Below are 15,881 nucleotides of genomic sequence, written 5' to 3' on the forward strand. Positions count from 1 at the left end.
GAAGGGAGCCCGCCGTGAGCAACGACGTCTCAGCGGGAAGCGGTACCTCCACCCTCGGCCACCTCGCGCTCGGCCTCACCCTGCTGGCCTTCGGCATCGGCAACACCGGTGTCGTCGACGGGGTGACGGCGGCCGACGCCATCGCCCTCGCCACCTATGTGGGCGGGGTCGCGCTGTTCCTCGCCGGTCTGCTCGCCCTACGCGACCACGACACCTTCACCGGCACGTCCTTCGCCGCCTTCGGCGCGCTCTGGTTCACCTGGGGCACCGCCGCCGACGGACTGGTCTCGCAGAACGCGGCCGGTCTCTTCCTGCTGCTCTTCGCGCTGGTCGCGCTGAGCCTGACCGCCGGGGCGCCCGCCGACGCGCTCCTGGTCAGGGTGGCCTACGGGCTCACCGCCGTCGCCCTGCTGCTGCTCGCCGTCGGACGGTTCGCGGAGTCCGGCGCGCTCGGTGAGACCGGTGGCTGGTTCGCCGCCGTCGGTGGCCTCGTCTCCTGGTACGCGGCCACCGCCGCGCTCGCGAACTGGCCCACCGCCCTGCCCCGACGCGCTGCCGGCCGGGGGGTGACGGCCGCCGGCTGAGGCAGCGAGACGGCCGGGGGCGGGGCGCCCCCGGCCGGTCCGCGGTGGTCCCCGCGCGCCCTTGGCGGCCCGCGCGGGGACCACTCGTACGTCCGGTGCCCGGTGCGGGCGGGTGCGGTCCGCTCGGCTACCTGCCTACCCGGCTACTCGACCGTCACGGACTTGGCGAGGTTGCGGGGCTTGTCGATGTCCCGGCCGAGCGCCAACGCGGTGTGGTAGGCGAGCAGTTGGAGCGGGATGCCCATGAGGATCGGGTCCAGCTCGTCCTCGTTCTTGGGGACGACGATCGTCCGGTCGGCCTTCTCCTGCTCCTGGTGGGCCACCGCGAGGATGCGTCCGCTGCGCGCCTTGATCTCCTCCAGGGCCGCGCGGTTCTTCTCCAGCAGGTCGTCGTCCGGGACGATCGCGACCGTCGGCAGGGCGGGCTCGATCAGCGCCAGCGGACCGTGCTTCAGCTCGGAGGCCGGATACGCCTCGGCGTGGATGTACGAGACCTCCTTGAGCTTCAGGGACGCCTCGCGGGCCACCGGATAGCCGCGCACCCGGCCGATGAACATCATCGAGCGGGCCTCGGCGAAGTCCTTCGCCAGCCGCTTGATGTCGTCCTCCTGCTTGAGGATCTCCGCGATCTGGCCGGGCAGCCTGCGCAGCCCCTCGATCATGCGGCGGCCGTCCGCCACCGACAGGTCCCGGGTGCGGCCCAGGTGCAGGGCGAGCAGGGCGAAGGCGACGGTGGTGTTGGTGAAGCACTTGGTGGACACCACGCACACCTCGGGGCCCGCGTGGACGTACACCCCGCCGTCGGCCTCCCGGGCGATGGCGGAGCCGACGACGTTGACCACGCCGAGGACCCGGGCGCCCTTGCGCTTCAGCTCCTGGACGGCGGCCAGCACGTCGTAGGTCTCCCCGGACTGGGAGACCGCGATGTACAGGGTGTCCGGGTCCACGACCGGGTTGCGGTAGCGGAACTCGGAGGCGGGCTCGGCGTCGGCGGGGATCCGGGCCAGCTCCTCGATCATCTGGGCGCCGATCATGCCCGCGTGGTACGAGGTGCCGCAGCCCAGGATCTTCACCCGGCGCACCGCGCGGGCCTCCCGGGCGTCCAGGTTGAGCCCGCCGAGGTGCACGGTGGAGAACCGGTCGTCGATCCGGCCGCGCAGCACCCGGTCCACGGCCTCCGCCTGCTCGTGGATCTCCTTGTGCATGTACGTGTCGTGGCCGCCCATGTCGTACGACTCGGCCTCCCACTCCACGGTGGTCGGCGAGGCGGTGGTGCGGGTGCCCTCGGTGGTGTACGTGCGGAAGTCGTCCGCCTTCAGGGTCGCCATCTCGCCGTCGTCGAGGGTGACGACCTGGCGGGTGTGGGCGACCAGCGCGGCGACGTCGGAGGCGACGAACATCTCCTTCTCGCCGATGCCGAGGACGACCGGGGAGCCGTTGCGGGCGACGACGATCCGGTCCGCGAAGTCGGCGTGCAGCACCGCGATCCCGTAGGTGCCCTCGACCAGGCGCAGGGCCGCGCGGACCTTCTCCTCCAGGGTCGGGGCCTCGTTGCGGGCGATCAGATGGGTGAGGACCTCGGTGTCGGTCTCGGAGAGGAACTCCACGCCCTCGGCGGTGAGCTTGGCCCGCAGGTCGGAGGCGTTGTCGATGATGCCGTTGTGGACGACGGCGACCCGGCCGGAGGCGTCCAGGTGCGGATGCGCGTTCTCGTCGGAGGGCGCGCCGTGGGTGGCCCAGCGGGTGTGGGCGATCCCGGTGGTCCCCTGGAACCGCTTGGGGACCCGGGCCTCCAGGTCCCGGACCCGGCCCTTGGCCTTGACCATCTTCAGCCCGGTGGCCTTCGGTCCGGTGATCACTACCCCGGCCGAGTCGTAGCCCCGGTACTCCAGCCGCTGGAGCCCTTCGAGGAGCAGCGGGGCCACATCACGACGGCCGATGTATCCGACGATTCCGCACATATGAGAGTTCTTCCCCTGTCCCTGTTCTTCTGTCGATCGGTCGATCCGTCCATCCGTCGACCGGGGTGGCTGGTCGCGGAGCCCGGAGTCCCGGGGCGGGGTCGTCGTTCCTCCCCGGCCGGGTCGCCCCGGGTCCGCCGTCAGCCGTAGACGACGCGGCGCAGCTGCCTCAGCGAGAGGGTCGGCGGCGCGACCGCGCGGTACTTCAGGTCCGCCGCGATCCGTTCGAAGATCTCCGCGTTCACCAGGCCCTGACCCTGGAGTTCGCGGTGGCGGCGGCGGACGTACGCCTCCGTCGTCTCGTCGAAGTAGGCGAGGACGTCCTGGACCACCCGCAGCGCCTCGCCGCGGTTCAGCGGCGTACTGCGCGTCAGATGATCTACCAAGTCGTCGTGCACCCGATGATCCTGGGCGAAGGTGGGGAGTTTCGCAAGAATCCTGCCCGAAATCGGGCAGGAAGCCGCTCCAATGCCCGGTCCGGTCACTCCAACGCGCCTACCGGAGCCGGGCGGGTGGGGCGGATGCGTCGGCCGGGACATACGGGATCGGCACGCGCCGGTCCGGGTACGCGGGGCCGGACGTGCCGGAGCCCCCGGCGCGCGTCGTGCGCCGGGGGCTCCAAGAGGGCCGGGCCGGTGGGGGCCGGGGGCTCCGGGAGGGCCGGGCCGGTGGGAGGGGTGCCGGGCCGTGCGGGCGGGTTCCCGTTGCCGGGGCGGGCGGGGCCGTCCCGGCACGGTCGGGGGAGGCGTGCGGACGGGCTCCCGTTTCCGGGCGGGGCCGTCCCGGCGCGGTCACATCCGGCGGAGCACCGCCTGCTTCGCCGAGGAGAACTCCTCCTCCGTCAGCACCCCCGCCTGCCGCAGCTCGCCCAGCTCCCGCAGCCGTCGCAGCAGCGCGTCGTGGTCGTCCTCGGCGGGACCGGCCGCCGGGGCCGGGGCGACGGGCGCGGGCAGCGCGTCCCGGGGCGCCTCCGGACGCGACGCCTCCGCCGGGTGCGGCAGCCGGGCCTGGACGGCGGCGGCGATCAACGCCATCAGCGGGTCCTTGCGGAACCCCCACAGCACCACCGCGTGCGGGTCGTACTTCGGCGGGGCCTTGGTCACGGGGACGTTCTTCAGGACGAAGCGGATGAAGCCGTTCTCCAACCCGGCCGACGGCATCCACTCGACCGCCTGGATGGTGTCCACCGCCATCGACCGGGTACCGGCGGCGGCCTTCGCCTCCTCCGTCTTCCAGTTCCACTCCAGCCGCACGTGCTCCCCGTCGAAGCTCGCCGTGCCGTCGCCCGCCTGCACCGAGAGCGGCACCGACGGGCCCGGCAGCAGATACCGCCCGGCGGGCCCGGACGGCACCTCGTCCAGCAGCAGCGCGTTGCGCACCTCGTCCACGAAGTACTCCGCGACCCCGCCCCGGTCCGTCTCCACGACCAGCTGGTACGGGTCCGTGCCGTCCGTCAGCTGACCGCCCGCGGCCTGGAGCAGCGGGTCCGCGCCCTCCCGCAGGCGCAGCCGCAGCCGCCCCGCCTTGCGGCCCGCCTCGAACGAGACGCCCGCCACCGCCTCCAGCGGGACGGCCAGCTCACCCAGGGTGCGGCGCAGCAGGCTCACGCCCTTGTCCCGGCCCGGCACGAGTCGCACCGTGCTCCCGTCGAAGGTCCATGTCCCGTCGCGCTGGATGATCTCCGCCATACGGGGATTCTCCCATCCGTCCCCCGGGGTAGAAGCTGGTTCGTGCCGTGACGGCTCCCGGGACCGGCCCGGGCCGGGACGGCGCCCGCCCGCGAACGCGTCCGCCCCCTGCCCCGTACCCGCCCGTGCCCGTACCCGTCTCCCTCCTTTCCGTCTGTACCTCCCGTACCTCCCGTGCTGCTCGCACCTCCCGCCCCCCGTACCGTCCGGCCGCCTCGGGCTGATCCCGGGACGGACCACCCCCGAAGGGACCCTTGGTGAACCTCCGTCACGGAAAGCCCTCCCTGCTCGTCGGCTCGCTGCTGCTGATAGCCGCCACCGGCGTCGCCTGCGTCGCCGAACCCGGCGACGAGGAGGGCGGCGGCAAACCCGCCCGCGCCGTCCCCGCGCTCGGCCGGGTCATCCCCGCGCCCGCCTCCGTCGAACCGGGCGGCTCCCCCTACCGGATCACCGAGGACACCCGTCTCCGCGTCCCCGGCGGCTCGGCCGCCGCCAAGGACGTCGCGGAGTACCTCGCCGGGGTGCTGCGCCCCTCCACCGGCTACCGGCTGCCCGTCGACGAGGACCCGGGCGCCGACGGCATCCGGCTGGTGCTCACCGACGGCGAACCCGGCCTCGGCGCCGAGGGGTACCTGCTGGAGAGCGGTGCCGACGCCGTCACCATCACCGCGCGACGGCCCGCCGGGCTCTTCCACGGGGTGCAGACCCTGCGCCAGTTGCTGCCCGCCGCCGTGGAGGAGCGGACCGAACGGAACGGGTCCTGGACGGTCCCGGGCGGCACCGTCCGGGACGTGCCGCGCTTCGCCTACCGGGGCGCCATGCTCGACGTGGCCCGGCACTTCTTCACCGTGGACCAGGTGAAGCGGTACATCGACCAGCTCGCCCTCTACAAGATCAACACCCTGCATCTGCACCTCACCGACGACCAGGGCTGGCGGATCGCCGTCGACTCCTGGCCCGATCTGACGGCCAAGGGCGGCGCCACCGAGGTCGACGGCGGCGAGGGCGGCTTCTACACCAAGGACCAGTACCGGGAGATCGTCGCGTACGCGGCCTCCCGTCACCTGGACGTCATCCCCGAGATCGACGTGCCCGGCCACACCCACGCCGCCCTCGCCGCCTACCCCGAGCTGAACTGCGACGGGAAGGCGCCCGAGCCGTACACCGGCGTCAAGGTCGGGTTCAGCTCGCTGTGCGTGCCCAAGGAGGTGACGTACGACTTCCTGGACGACGTGATCCGCGAGGTGGCCGCGCTGACGCCCGGCGAACTCGTCCACATCGGCGGGGACGAGGCCGACGCCACGCCCCAGGACGAGTACAACGCGTTCATGGACCGGGCCCAGGAGATCGTCCTCCGGCACGGCAAGAAGGTCATGGCCTGGCACCAGCTCGCCGGAGGACGTCCGGTGGACGGGGCGGTGATCCAGTACTGGGGGTACGACGAGACCTCCGACGCCGAGCGCCGGGAGGTGGTGGACGCCGCGCGCGCCGGGGCCAAGGTGGTGCTCTCCCCGGCCGACCGCTCCTACCTCGACATGAAGTACACCGAGGACAGCCCGCTGGGGCTGGAGTGGGCGGGCCGGGTGGAGGTCGAACGCTCCTACGACTGGGACCCGGCCGACCACCTCGACGGGTTGCCCGAGGAGTCCCTCCTGGGCGTCGAGGCGCCGCTGTGGACGGAGACCCTGGCCACCTCGGCGGACCTGGAGGTGATGGCCTTCCCCCGGCTGCCCGGGATCGCGGAACTGGGCTGGTCGCCGCGGGACGGCCGGGACTGGGACGGCTACCGGCAGCGGCTCGCCGCGCAGGCGCCCCGCTGGGACGCGCTGGGCATCCGCTACCACCGCTCGCCGCAGGTGCCCTGGCCGAAGGGGAAGTGAGGGCCCCGGCGCCCGGGCGGGGGCCCGGGGCCGGGGACGCGGGGCCCGGGGCCGGGGACGCGGGGCCCGGCCGGGGCGTGGGGTCCGGGGCGGGCGGGCGTGCGGGGGCGGTGCGGGAGCCGGAGGGTCCGGGAGGCCCGGGGGTCACTCCGCGCCCGCTCCCTCCGCCCGCATCCGGTCCTCGGTCATTCCGCGCCGCCAGTAGCCGGTGAACATCACGGCCCGGCGGTCCAGTCCGCGTTCGCCGACCAGGTGTCTGCGCAGTTCCTTCACGGTGCCCGCCTCCCCGGCGATCCACACGTACGGGGAGCGGGCCTCGGGGAAGGCCGCGGCCCGGATCGCCGTCAGCCCGGACGGGGCGCCCTCGGCGGCCACCAGCCAGGTCACCTCCGCGTCGGTGGCCAGTGCCTGGCGGTCGTCCGGGTGGCGCACCTCCAGCCAGGCGCGGCCCCGCACCCCCGGCGGCAGGGACTCCAGGATCGCGCCCGCCGCGGGCAGCGCCGTCTCGTCCGCCCACACCACCACCAGGTCGGTGCCGTTCGGAGGACGGAACTTCACGGCCCGGTTGTCCTCGACCGCCGGTCCGTACAGCAGCACCCGGTCACCCGGCACCGCCCGCGCCGCCCACCGGGCACCCGGGCCCGCTCCGGCGCCCGACCCCTCCCCGGCGCCGTGCAGCGCCAGGTCGATGTCGATCTCCGGGGTGCCGTCCGGGGTCCCGCGCTGCGCCCTGATCGTGTACGAACGCATCACCGCCCGTACGTCCTCCGGCAGTTCGCGCCACGCCTGCCACCAGTCCTCGCCCGCCTCCACCGGGACCACCGGCTCCGGCTGGCCCGGGTGCGGCAGGAACAGCGAGACGCTCTGGTCCCGTCCGCCGGAGCGGATGCCCGTCAGACCGGGACCGCCGAAGGTCACCCGTACCAGGGAGGGTCCGAGGGGGGTCACCCGGGTGACGGTCATGGGGAAGAAGCGGAACGCGGCGGCCACGGCGGTGGGCACGGGGATCGACACTCCGATCGCTGCTGCTCGGCGGTTGGTTAGCCCACCCTAACCTCCGCGGGGCCCGGGCCCGGGCCCGGGGCCGGGCGGGGGCGAGGGGTGGGTGGCCGTCCCGTCCGGAGCGCCACCCACGTCCCACGCGTCCGACCGTCCGGTGTCCGCCTCGTGGCCCTTGGCCGGGTTGCTGCCGTGGCCCCGTGCGGGTGCGTCGTGGGTTGCCCGCGCAGTTCCCCGCGCCCCTGCCGGGGCCCGTCCGGGCGGGCGCCCCCCGCCGCTCCCGCGTCTCCGGCTTCCGTGTGCGGGTCCGCCGGGGTCTCGCGCCGTTCCCCGCGCCCCTTTCGGGGCGTGCCTGGGGCTGTGTGGTGGGTGTGCTCCCGCGTCTCTGTCTTCCGGGTGCGGCTGGTGGGCGGCCGTTCGCGCAGTTCCCCGCGCCCCTATGGGGAGCCCTTGGCGGGGTGCGTTGTCCCGCCAGGGCTCCACGAGCGGAACAACGCACCCCGCCGGAGCACCCCGAAAGGGCGCGGGACCTCCCACGGCAGTGAGCCGAGGACCGGGCGGTGGGCCCCGTCAGGGGGCGCGGGGAACTGCGCGGGCAACCCTCCACGGTGGTGGGCCGAGGACTGGGTGGTGGGCCCCGTCAGGGGCGCGGGGAACGGCGCGGGCAACCTCCCACGGTGGTGGGCCGAGCACCGGGCGGTGGGCCCCGTCAGGGGCGCGGGGAACGGCGCGGGCAACCTCCCACGGTGGTGGGCCGAGCACCGGGCGGTGGGCCCCGTCAGGGGCGCGGGGAACGGCGCGGGCAACCTCCCACGGTGGTGGGCCGAGCACCGGGCGGTGGGCCCCGTCAGGGGCGCGGGGAACGGCGCGGGCAACCCTCCACGGCCAGTGAGCCGAACGCCGGGCGGAGGGCCTCGGAAGGGGCGCGGGGAACTGCGCGGTCCCCGTGCCCTTCGGGGGCGCCCCTCCGGCTCGGGGCCGGGTGCGGCTCCGGCGGCCGGTGGGCCACGCCGGTTCGCCGCCCGCGGGCCGGTCCTGGCCGCTCGCGGGCGGCGACCCCGCGCCCGGCCGTCTCGGCTCAGCCCGTGAGCCCCAGCTCACGGGCGATCAGCATGCGCTGCACCTCGCTGGTGCCCTCGCCGATCTCCAGGATCTTGGAATCCCGCCACATCCGGGCCACCGGGTACTCGTTCATGAACCCGTACCCGCCGTGGATCTGGGTGGCCTCCCGGGCGTTGTCCACCGCGACCGTGGACGAGTACAGCTTCGCCAGTGCCGCCTCCTTCTTGAAGGGGTCCCCGGCCACCAGCCGACTCGCCGCGTCCCGCCAGGCCAGCCGTGCGGTGTGCGCCTTCATCTCCATGTCCGCGATCTTGAACTGGATCGCCTGGTACGCCCCGATGTTCCGCCCGAACGCCCGCCGCTCCCGCGCGTAGCGCACCGACTCGTCCACGCACCCCTGGGCGAGCCCCGTCGCCAGCGCGGCGATCGCCACCCGGCCCTCGTCGAGGATCCGCAGGAACTGGGCGTACCCCCGGCCCTCTTCGCCCAACAGGTTCGCCAGCGGCACCCGTACGTCCGCGAACGACAGCTCCCGGGTGTCGGAGGCGTTCCAGCCGACCTTGGAGTACGGGGCGCCGACCGTGAAGCCGGGCGTCCCGGACGGCACGACGATCGAGGAGATCAACGCGCTTCCGTCCGCCGCCCGCCCGGTGACCGCGGTGACCGTGACCAGGTCGGTGATGTCCGTACCGGAGTTGGTGATGAAGCATTTGGTGCCGTTGATCACCCACTCGCCGGTCGTCTCGTCCCGGCGGGCCGTGGTCCGGGTGGCGCCCGCGTCGGAGCCCCCGTCCGGCTCGGTGAGTCCGAACGCGCCCAGCCCCTCGCCCGCGCACAGCCGGGGCAGCCAGGTCCGCTTCTGCTCCTCCGTCCCGAACCGGTACAGCGGCATCGCGCCCAGCGACACCCCCGCCTCCAGGGTGATCGCCACCGACGAGTCCACCCGCGCCAGTTCCTCCAGCACGATGCCCAGTGCCAGGTAGTCGCCGCCCATGCCGCCGTACTCCTCCGGGAACGGCAGCCCGAACAGCCCCATCCGGCCCATCTCCCGCACGATCGCGTACGGGAACGCGTGCCGCTCGTAGTGGTCGCCGATCTCCGGCGCGACCACGTCGTGCGCGAACTCCTCGACGGTGCGCCGCAGTTCCTCGTGCTCCGGGGAGAGCCGGTGGTCGAGCGTCATGGCTGCTGCTCCTTGGGGGACGGGTCCGCGGCGGTCCCGGTCAGGGCGCGGACGGTGCGGGAGGGGCTGGGGCGGCCCAGCCGGTCGGCCAGCCACGCGCTCGTGGCGACGAGGCGGCCGAGGTCGATCCCGGTCTCGACGCCGAGACCGTCCAGCATCCACACGAGGTCCTCGGTGGCGAGGTTGCCGGTGGCGGACTTCGCGTACGGGCAGCCGCCGAGCCCGCCCGCCGAGGCGTCGACGGTGGTCACCCCGTGCTGGAGGGCGGCGAGGGTGTTCGCGAGGGCCTGTCCGTAGGTGTCGTGGAAGTGCACCCCGATCCGTCCGGTGGGCACGCCCGCCGCGTTCAGTTCCGCGAGCAGGGCGAGGACCTGCCCCGGGGTGGCGACCCCGATGGTGTCCCCGAGGCTCAGTTCGTCACAGCCCAGGTCCAGCAGCGCCCGGCACACCCGCACCACCCGGCCCGTCGGCACCGGCCCCTCCCAGGGGTCGCCGAAGCACATCGACACATAGCCCCGGACGTGCACCGGGCCGTCGCCCTCGGTGTCGCTCTTCGCCCGGGCCACCACGGGCGCGAACATCGCCAGGGACTCGTCCACCGTCCGGTTGAGGTTGGCCCGGGCGAACGACTCGGTGGCGCTGGCGAAGACGGCGATCCGGCGGGCGCCCAGCGCGAGGGCCCGGTCCAGCCCGCGCGCGTTGGGCACCAGCACGGGGAGCGCCACGCCCCGTGTCCTGCCCAGCTCCCGCACCCGTGGGTACAGCTCCTCCGCGTCGGCCAGCTGCGGCACCCACTCCGGGCGGACGAAGCTGGTGACCTCGACGGTGGTGAGGCCCGCGTCCACCAGTCGGCGCACGAACGCGGCCTTCACCTCGGTGGGGACGGCCGTCCGCTCGTTCTGGAGGCCGTCGCGCGGACCCACCTCGTGGACGCGGACCCGGGCGGGCAGCCCGGGCAGCGGAGTCCGGACGGGTAGGCCCCGGATGCCGGGGGCGTCGGGTTCGCCGGGCGCGCCGGGGGCGACACCTGGGGCGTCAGACGTGCCGGGGGCGCCGTGGGCACGGGACGGCGTGTCGTCGGGGGCGGTCATGGCCTTCCCTCCCCGTGGCCGGGCGCGGGTTCCGGGCTGGTGGCCATCCCGGTGTCCGTTTCCGCCCCGCCAGACCCGCCAGACCCGCCAGACCCGCCAGACCCGCCGGATGCGTCCGCTCCGCTGGATGCGTCCGACCCGCCGGGTGCCTCGGGGGCGTCGGACGGGAAGGGTTCGACGACCGCGAGGACCTGGTCCATCGCCACCGTGGTGCCGGGGCGGACGTCCAGTTCGGTGACCGTCCCGGCGTGCGGGGCGGACACCGTGTGCTCCATCTTCATCGCCTCCACCACCAACAGCCCCTGCCCGGCGGCCACCCGGTCCCCGACCGCCACCTTCACCACGGTGACCGTGCCGGGCATCGGCGCGGTCAGCGATCCGGCGCCCGTCCGCGTCCCGCCGGTGAGCGCGGCGGCCACCGGGTCGTGGTCGGCCACCCGCCAGGAGTCGCCGTCCCGGCCCAGCCAGTCGGCTGCCCGGGCGAAGACGTGCCGGACGCCGTCCAGGGTGACCTCGACCCGGTCCGCGCCGACGGTGGCCGTGCCGCGCGGGCGGTGGGTGACGGGCTCCCGCCCGGCGATCCGCAACGGGAAGGCGGGCACCAGGGGTTCACCGCCGAGCCGCCAGCCGCTCGGGGCGTCGAACGGGTCGCTCCAGCCGTCGGCGCGCGGTGGTGGCGTCAGCTCCGCCAGCCGGACCGCGGCGGCTGCCTCGTACACCTCCTCCGGGACCCCGTCCGGCACCAGCGTCCGGATCTCCCGCTCCACCAGACCGGTGTCCAGCTCACCCGCGACCACCGCCGGGAGCGCCAACAGCCGCCGCAGGAAACCGGCGTTGGTGGGGACGCCCAGCACCACCGTGTCCGCCAGCGCGGCCCGCAGCCGTCGCAGCGCGGTCGCCCGGTCCGGTCCGTGGGCGATGACCTTCGACAGCATCGGGTCGTAACGGCTGCCGACCTCGGTGCCCGGGGACAGGCCCGAGTCGGTGCGGACCCCGTCGCCGTCCGGTTCGCGCAGTGCGAGGACCGTGCCGCCGGAGGGCAGGAAGCCGGGGGAGCCCTCCCGGACCGACACCGTCTCGGCGCAGATCCGGGCCTCCACCGCGTGCCCGGTCAGGGTGACGTCCGCCTGGCCGAACGGCAGCGGCTCCCCGGCGGCCACCCTCAGCTGCCACTCCACGAGGTCGATGCCGCGCACCCCGCCGACCGTGGTGACCAGCTCCGTCACCGGGTGTTCGACCTGGAGCCGGGTGTTCATCTCCATGAACGAGAACCGCGAGGGGTCGGCGCCGGAGACGATGAACTCGACCGTGCCCGCGCCCAGGTAGCCGCAGGACCGGGCGGCCCGTACCGCCGCCTCGCCCATCGCGGCGCGGGTCGCCCCGTCCAGCAGGACGCTCGGCGCCTCCTCGATCAGCTTCTGGTGGCGGCGCTGGAGGGAGCACTCCCGCTCCCCGAGGTGGACGACGTTGCCGTGGGCGTCGGCGAGCACCTGGATCTCGATGTGCCGGGGGCGTTCGATCCACCGCTCCACCAGCAGGGTGTCGTCCCCGAAGGAGGCCCGGGCCTCGCGTCGGGCGGCGGCGATCTCCTCGGGCAGCGCGGCCAGCTCCCGGACCAGCCGCATGCCCTTGCCGCCGCCGCCCGCCGAGGGCTTCAGCAGCACCGGGGCCCCGATCGCGCGGGCCGCCTCGGTCAGTTCGGCGTCGCTCAGGTCCGCTCCCGAGGAGCCGGGCACCACCGGGACCCCGGCCGCGGACACCGTGTCCTTGGCCCGGATCTTGTCGCCCATCAGCGCGATGGCTCCGGCGGACGGTCCGACGAAGACGAGTCCGGCGTCCTCGCAGGCCCGGGCGAACCCGGCGTTCTCGGCGAGGAACCCGTACCCCGGGTGGACCGCTTGGGCGCCGGTGCGCAGCGCCGCCCCGACGATCCGCTCCGCCGACAGATAGCTCTCGGCGGCCGGGGCGGGGCCGATCCGGACGGCGGTGTCGGCCTCCCGGACGTGGCGGGCGTCCGCGTCGGCGTCGCTGTACACCGCGACCGAGCGGATGCCGAGGGCGCGCAGGGTGCGGAACACCCGGACCGCGATCTCCCCCCGGTTGGCGACCAGGACGGTGTCGAACAGGGCCGCCTCGGTGGCCGTCCGGGGGCCGGGGGCCGCGCCGGTGGCCACGTGGTCGGCCGTCCCGGCGGTGGTGTCCGTCGTGGCGCGGGCCGTGGCGGTGGAGGGTGTCGCCTCCGCTGCCGGGGAAGCGGCCTGGGGGGCCGTGGTTCCGGTGATGGCCGTGGGAGCCGTGGTGCCGGTCGGTTTCGGTGCCGTGCTGCCGGTCGTCATCTCACCCTCACATCCGGAAGACGCCGAAGCCGTCGCCCCGGGGCGGCAGCGGCGCGTTGGCGCAGGCGGTCAGGGCCAGGCCGAGGACCTGACGGGTCTCCAGCGGGTCGATGATCCCGTCGTCCCAGAGCCGCGCCGTCGCGTAGTAGGCGCTGCCCTGGGCCTCGTAGCGTTCCCGGATCGGCTCCTTGAACGCCTCCTCGTCGTCGGCGGACCACTCCTCGCCGCGCGCCGAGAGCTGGTCGCGCTTGACGGTGGCGAGCACCGAGGCGGCCTGCTCACCGCCCATGACGGAGATCTTGGCGCCGGGCCACATCCACAGGAAGCGCGGCGAGTAGGCCCGGCCGCACATGGAGTAGTTGCCCGCGCCGTACGAACCGCCGATGACGACCGTCAGCTTCGGCACCCGGGTGCAGGCCACCGCCGTCACCATCTTCGCCCCGTGCTTGGCGATGCCGCCCGCCTCGTAGGCCCGGCCGACCATGAAGCCGGAGATGTTCTGGAGGAACACCAAGGGGATGCCGCGCTGGTCGCACAGCTCCACGAAGTGGGCGCCCTTCTGCGCCGACTCGGAGAACAGGATGCCGTTGTTGGCGACGATGCCGACCGGGTGGCCGTGGATCCGGGCGAAGCCCGTCACCAGGGTCTGTCCGAACTCGGCCTTGAACTCCGCGAACCGCGAGCCGTCCACCAGCCGGGCCACCACCTCCCGCACGTCGTAGGGGGTGCGCGGGTCCACCGGGACCACCCCGTAGAGCTGGGCGGGGTCGGCCTCCGGCTCCGTCACGGGCGCCACCGTCCACGGGGGTGCCCCGCGCGCGGGGAGCGTCGAGACGATGGTGCGGACGATCCGCAGGGCGTGCGCGTCGTCCTCGGCGAGGTGGTCGGTGACCCCCGAGACCCGGCTGTGCGTCTCCCCGCCGCCCAGCTCCTCGGCGGTCACCACCTCGCCCGTCGCCGCCTTCACCAGCGGCGGTCCGCCGAGGAAGATCGTTCCCTGGCCCCGGACGATCACCGCCTCGTCGCTCATCGCCGGGACGTAGGCGCCGCCCGCCGTGCAGGAGCCGAGGACCGCCGCGATCTGCGGGATCCCCGCGCCGGACATCCGGGCCTGGTGGTAGAAGATCCGCCCGAAGTGGTCCCGGTCGGGGAAGACCTCGTCCTGCATCGGCAGGAACGCGCCCCCCGAGTCGACCAGGTAGAGGCACGGCAGCCGGTTCTCCAGCGCGACCTCCTGGGCGCGCAGGTGCTTCTTCACCGTCATCGGGTAGTAGGTGCCGCCCTTGACCGTGGCGTCGTTGGCGACGATCACGCACTCCCGGCCCGAGACCCGGCCGATCCCGGCGATCACGCCCGCCGCCGGGGCGTCCCCGTCGTAGAGGCCCTCGGCCGCCAGCGGGGCCAGCTCCAGGAACGGGGAGCCCGGGTCCAGCAGGCCGTCCACCCGGTCCCGGGGCAGCAGCTTGCCGCGCGCGGTGTGCCGGGCGCGGGCCCGCTCGCCGCCGCCGAGCCGGGCGCGGGCCAGCCGGGTACGCAGCTCCCCGCCCAGCGCCAGGTGCGCGGCCTCGTTCGCCCGGAACGCCGCGGCCGCGGGATCGGCTGCGGTCGTCAGTACCGGTGCCTGCTGCATCGTGTCGAGCCCCCTTGCCCGTGCCACTCGGTTAATGACCGTTAACCTTCCCGCTCTCAGGTTAACGACCGCTAACGTCTCTGTCTAGAATTGCTTCCATGGCCACCAGAACCGACGCCCCCACCCGCCGCGAGCAGATCCTCAAGGAGGCCGCCAGGCTCTTCGCCGAGCGAGGGTTCCACGGGGTGGGCGTGGACGAGATAGGGGCCGCGGTGGGGATCAGCGGCCCCGGGCTGTACCGGCACTTCCCCGGCAAGGACGCGATGCTCGCCGAGCTGCTGGTGGGGATCAGCGGCCAGCTGCTCACCGGGGGGCGGCGGCGGGTGGAGGAGTGCGGGGACGATCCGGACGCCCTGCTCGGCTCCCTCATCGAGGGCCACATCGACTTCGCCCTGGACGACCGTCCGCTGATCGTCCTCCACGACCGCGAGCTGGACCGGCTGCGCGACAGCGACCGCAAGCTGGTCCGGCAGTTCCAGCGGCAGTACGTCGAGCTGTGGGTGGACGCGGTGCGGGCCCGGTATCCGGGGCTCCCGGAGCCCGAGGCGCGGGCCGCCGTCCACGCCGTCTTCGGCCTCCTCAACTCCACTCCGCACCTCAACCGCCCGGACTCGCTGCCGTCCCGCGCCGGTGCCGCGGACCTCCTCCACCGACTGGCCCGGGGGGCGTTCGCGGCGGTGGGGGACGGGGGCGAGGGCTGAACCAGCGCCGGTCGGCCGGGACGTGGGCGGCGGCTTGCGCTATGCAATTCGAGGTATATACCGTTGATTGCATGGCGGAGCAGTGGGGGATTGAGATTGAACCCGAGGTGCGGGACTGGCTGGAGTTGCTTCCGTTCCGTCTTTACCGGCACGTGGAGGACAAGGTGGACCGTCTCCTGGGTGAGCCGACCACTCTTGGCGAGCCGTATTCACGTCACCTCGGCGGCAAGCTGCGTGAACTGCGGTTCGAGCTGGACGGCGAGGCCGTGCGCATTCCGTACTGGCTTGCTCCGGGGCGGCGGATTGTCCTGTTGACAGTGTTCCGGAAGACGAGGATGCGTGAGGTGGTGGAAGTCGAGCGCGCACATCAAGCCCAGAAGGTCTGCGAGGCTGAGCACAGCCGTGCCGAGCATACGTACGATCGCCGCAAGGAGAGCCGATGAATCACAGCACGTGGAGAACGCGCCGGGCCCGGCAGCTCGCGGGTGAGGTGGTTGAGTACGACCAGGAATACGTCGACGCGAGGCTGGCCGGCGATCTCGGGCAGGCGGTCTACGACCGGCGGGTCGAGCTCGGGCTGTCCCAGACCGAACTCGCCGAGCGGGCGGGAATGACGCAGCCTCAGGTATCACGGATGGAGGGCGGTGACACCGTACCCACCCTTCCGCTGTTGCGGCGCCTGGCCAAGGCGCTGGACGGCACCTTGAACCTCGCCATCGACGAGGGTGACTCCCGCGTCACCTTCACGCCGCGCGCCGCCTGAGGG

General features: G+C 74.0%; 13 protein-coding genes. 5 read left to right on the plus strand and 8 right to left on the minus strand.

Translation table 11 applies throughout. The annotated features are described in order from the left end of the window. Positions 1-14 precede the first annotated feature (14 nt). Positions 15-584: a GPR1/FUN34/YaaH family transporter gene (locus tag ACVWNX_RS22875; protein WP_454409503.1), complete on the plus strand. Its 570-nt coding sequence runs from the start codon at positions 15-17 to the stop codon at positions 582-584. A gap of 143 nt (positions 585-727) precedes the next feature. Here the strand turns inward: ACVWNX_RS22875 and glmS are convergent, their stop codons facing one another. The 3 genes from glmS to ACVWNX_RS22890 form a co-directional block, all read right to left on the minus strand. Further along, the gene (glmS, locus tag ACVWNX_RS22880; RefSeq protein WP_454409505.1) at positions 728-2,545 is read right to left on the minus strand and encodes a glutamine--fructose-6-phosphate transaminase (isomerizing); all 1,818 of its coding nucleotides are present in this window, start codon (positions 2,543-2,545) and stop codon (positions 728-730) included. Positions 2,546-2,685: 140 nt separating this feature from the next. Beyond that, complete coding sequence (locus ACVWNX_RS22885; RefSeq protein WP_454409507.1) at positions 2,686-2,943, minus strand: hypothetical protein; 258 nt, start codon at positions 2,941-2,943, stop codon at positions 2,686-2,688. Positions 2,944-3,336: 393 nt separating this feature from the next. Continuing rightward, on the minus strand, positions 3,337-4,233 hold the full coding sequence (locus tag ACVWNX_RS22890) for a DUF4429 domain-containing protein (RefSeq protein ID WP_454409508.1): 897 nt from the start codon (positions 4,231-4,233) through the stop codon (positions 3,337-3,339). Between the two features lie 257 nt (positions 4,234-4,490). On the opposite strand from ACVWNX_RS22890, the gene ACVWNX_RS22895 reads away from it, so the two are divergent. Further along, positions 4,491-6,113, plus strand: coding sequence for a beta-N-acetylhexosaminidase (locus ACVWNX_RS22895; protein WP_454409509.1), 1,623 nt, complete (start codon positions 4,491-4,493; stop codon positions 6,111-6,113). A gap of 144 nt (positions 6,114-6,257) precedes the next feature. Here the strand turns inward: ACVWNX_RS22895 and ACVWNX_RS22900 are convergent, their stop codons facing one another. From ACVWNX_RS22900 to ACVWNX_RS22920, 5 genes are all read right to left on the minus strand, one after another. Continuing rightward, the gene (locus ACVWNX_RS22900; RefSeq protein ID WP_454409510.1) at positions 6,258-7,115 is read right to left on the minus strand and encodes a siderophore-interacting protein; all 858 of its coding nucleotides are present in this window, start codon (positions 7,113-7,115) and stop codon (positions 6,258-6,260) included. 1,075 nt (positions 7,116-8,190) lie between these two features. Continuing rightward, positions 8,191-9,357 (minus strand): acyl-CoA dehydrogenase family protein, encoded by a 1,167-nt coding sequence (locus ACVWNX_RS22905; RefSeq protein WP_454409512.1) that lies wholly within the window; start codon positions 9,355-9,357, stop codon positions 8,191-8,193. After that, positions 9,354-10,448, minus strand: coding sequence for a hydroxymethylglutaryl-CoA lyase (locus tag ACVWNX_RS22910; protein WP_454409514.1), 1,095 nt, complete (start codon positions 10,446-10,448; stop codon positions 9,354-9,356). Before ACVWNX_RS22910 ends, ACVWNX_RS22905 begins: the two co-directional genes overlap by 4 nt. After that, entirely contained in the window at positions 10,445-12,574 is a 2,130-nt protein-coding gene (locus ACVWNX_RS22915; protein WP_454414892.1) for an acetyl/propionyl/methylcrotonyl-CoA carboxylase subunit alpha, read from the minus strand. Before ACVWNX_RS22915 ends, ACVWNX_RS22910 begins: the two co-directional genes overlap by 4 nt. A gap of 217 nt (positions 12,575-12,791) precedes the next feature. After that, complete coding sequence (locus ACVWNX_RS22920) at positions 12,792-14,414, minus strand: carboxyl transferase domain-containing protein (protein ID WP_454409515.1); 1,623 nt, start codon at positions 14,412-14,414, stop codon at positions 12,792-12,794. Positions 14,415-14,512: 98 nt separating this feature from the next. On the opposite strand from ACVWNX_RS22920, the gene ACVWNX_RS22925 reads away from it, so the two are divergent. From ACVWNX_RS22925 to ACVWNX_RS22935, 3 genes are all read left to right on the plus strand, one after another. Then, positions 14,513-15,115 (plus strand): SACE_7040 family transcriptional regulator, encoded by a 603-nt coding sequence (locus tag ACVWNX_RS22925; protein ID WP_454409517.1) that lies wholly within the window; start codon positions 14,513-14,515, stop codon positions 15,113-15,115. A gap of 71 nt (positions 15,116-15,186) precedes the next feature. Then, a complete protein-coding gene (locus tag ACVWNX_RS22930; protein WP_454409518.1) occupies positions 15,187-15,558 on the plus strand; it encodes a type II toxin-antitoxin system RelE/ParE family toxin in 372 nt (123 codons plus the stop codon). Next, a complete protein-coding gene (locus ACVWNX_RS22935; RefSeq protein WP_454409519.1) occupies positions 15,555-15,878 on the plus strand; it encodes a helix-turn-helix domain-containing protein in 324 nt (107 codons plus the stop codon). The genes ACVWNX_RS22930 and ACVWNX_RS22935 overlap by 4 nt, the downstream gene beginning before the upstream one ends. Positions 15,879-15,881: the final 3 nt, after the last annotated feature.

This window comes from Streptomyces sp. JNUCC 64 (assembly GCF_054484115.1).

Excerpts from the sequence above, each read along its gene's own strand:
- glmS (WP_454409505.1), bottom strand. The coding sequence starts at position 2,545 with ATGTGCGGAATCGTCGGATACATCGGCCGTCGTGATGTGGCCCCGCTG.
- ACVWNX_RS22890 (WP_454409508.1), bottom strand. The coding sequence starts at position 4,233 with ATGGCGGAGATCATCCAGCGCGACGGGACATGGACCTTCGACGGGAGC.
- ACVWNX_RS22905 (WP_454409512.1), bottom strand. The coding sequence starts at position 9,357 with ATGACGCTCGACCACCGGCTCTCCCCGGAGCACGAGGAACTGCGGCGC.
- ACVWNX_RS22910 (WP_454409514.1), bottom strand. The coding sequence starts at position 10,448 with ATGACCGCCCCCGACGACACGCCGTCCCGTGCCCACGGCGCCCCCGGC.
- ACVWNX_RS22920 (WP_454409515.1), bottom strand. The coding sequence starts at position 14,414 with ATGCAGCAGGCACCGGTACTGACGACCGCAGCCGATCCCGCGGCCGCG.
- ACVWNX_RS22925 (WP_454409517.1), top strand. The coding sequence starts at position 14,513 with ATGGCCACCAGAACCGACGCCCCCACCCGCCGCGAGCAGATCCTCAAG.
- ACVWNX_RS22930 (WP_454409518.1), top strand. The coding sequence starts at position 15,187 with ATGGCGGAGCAGTGGGGGATTGAGATTGAACCCGAGGTGCGGGACTGG.
- ACVWNX_RS22935 (WP_454409519.1), top strand. The coding sequence starts at position 15,555 with ATGAATCACAGCACGTGGAGAACGCGCCGGGCCCGGCAGCTCGCGGGT.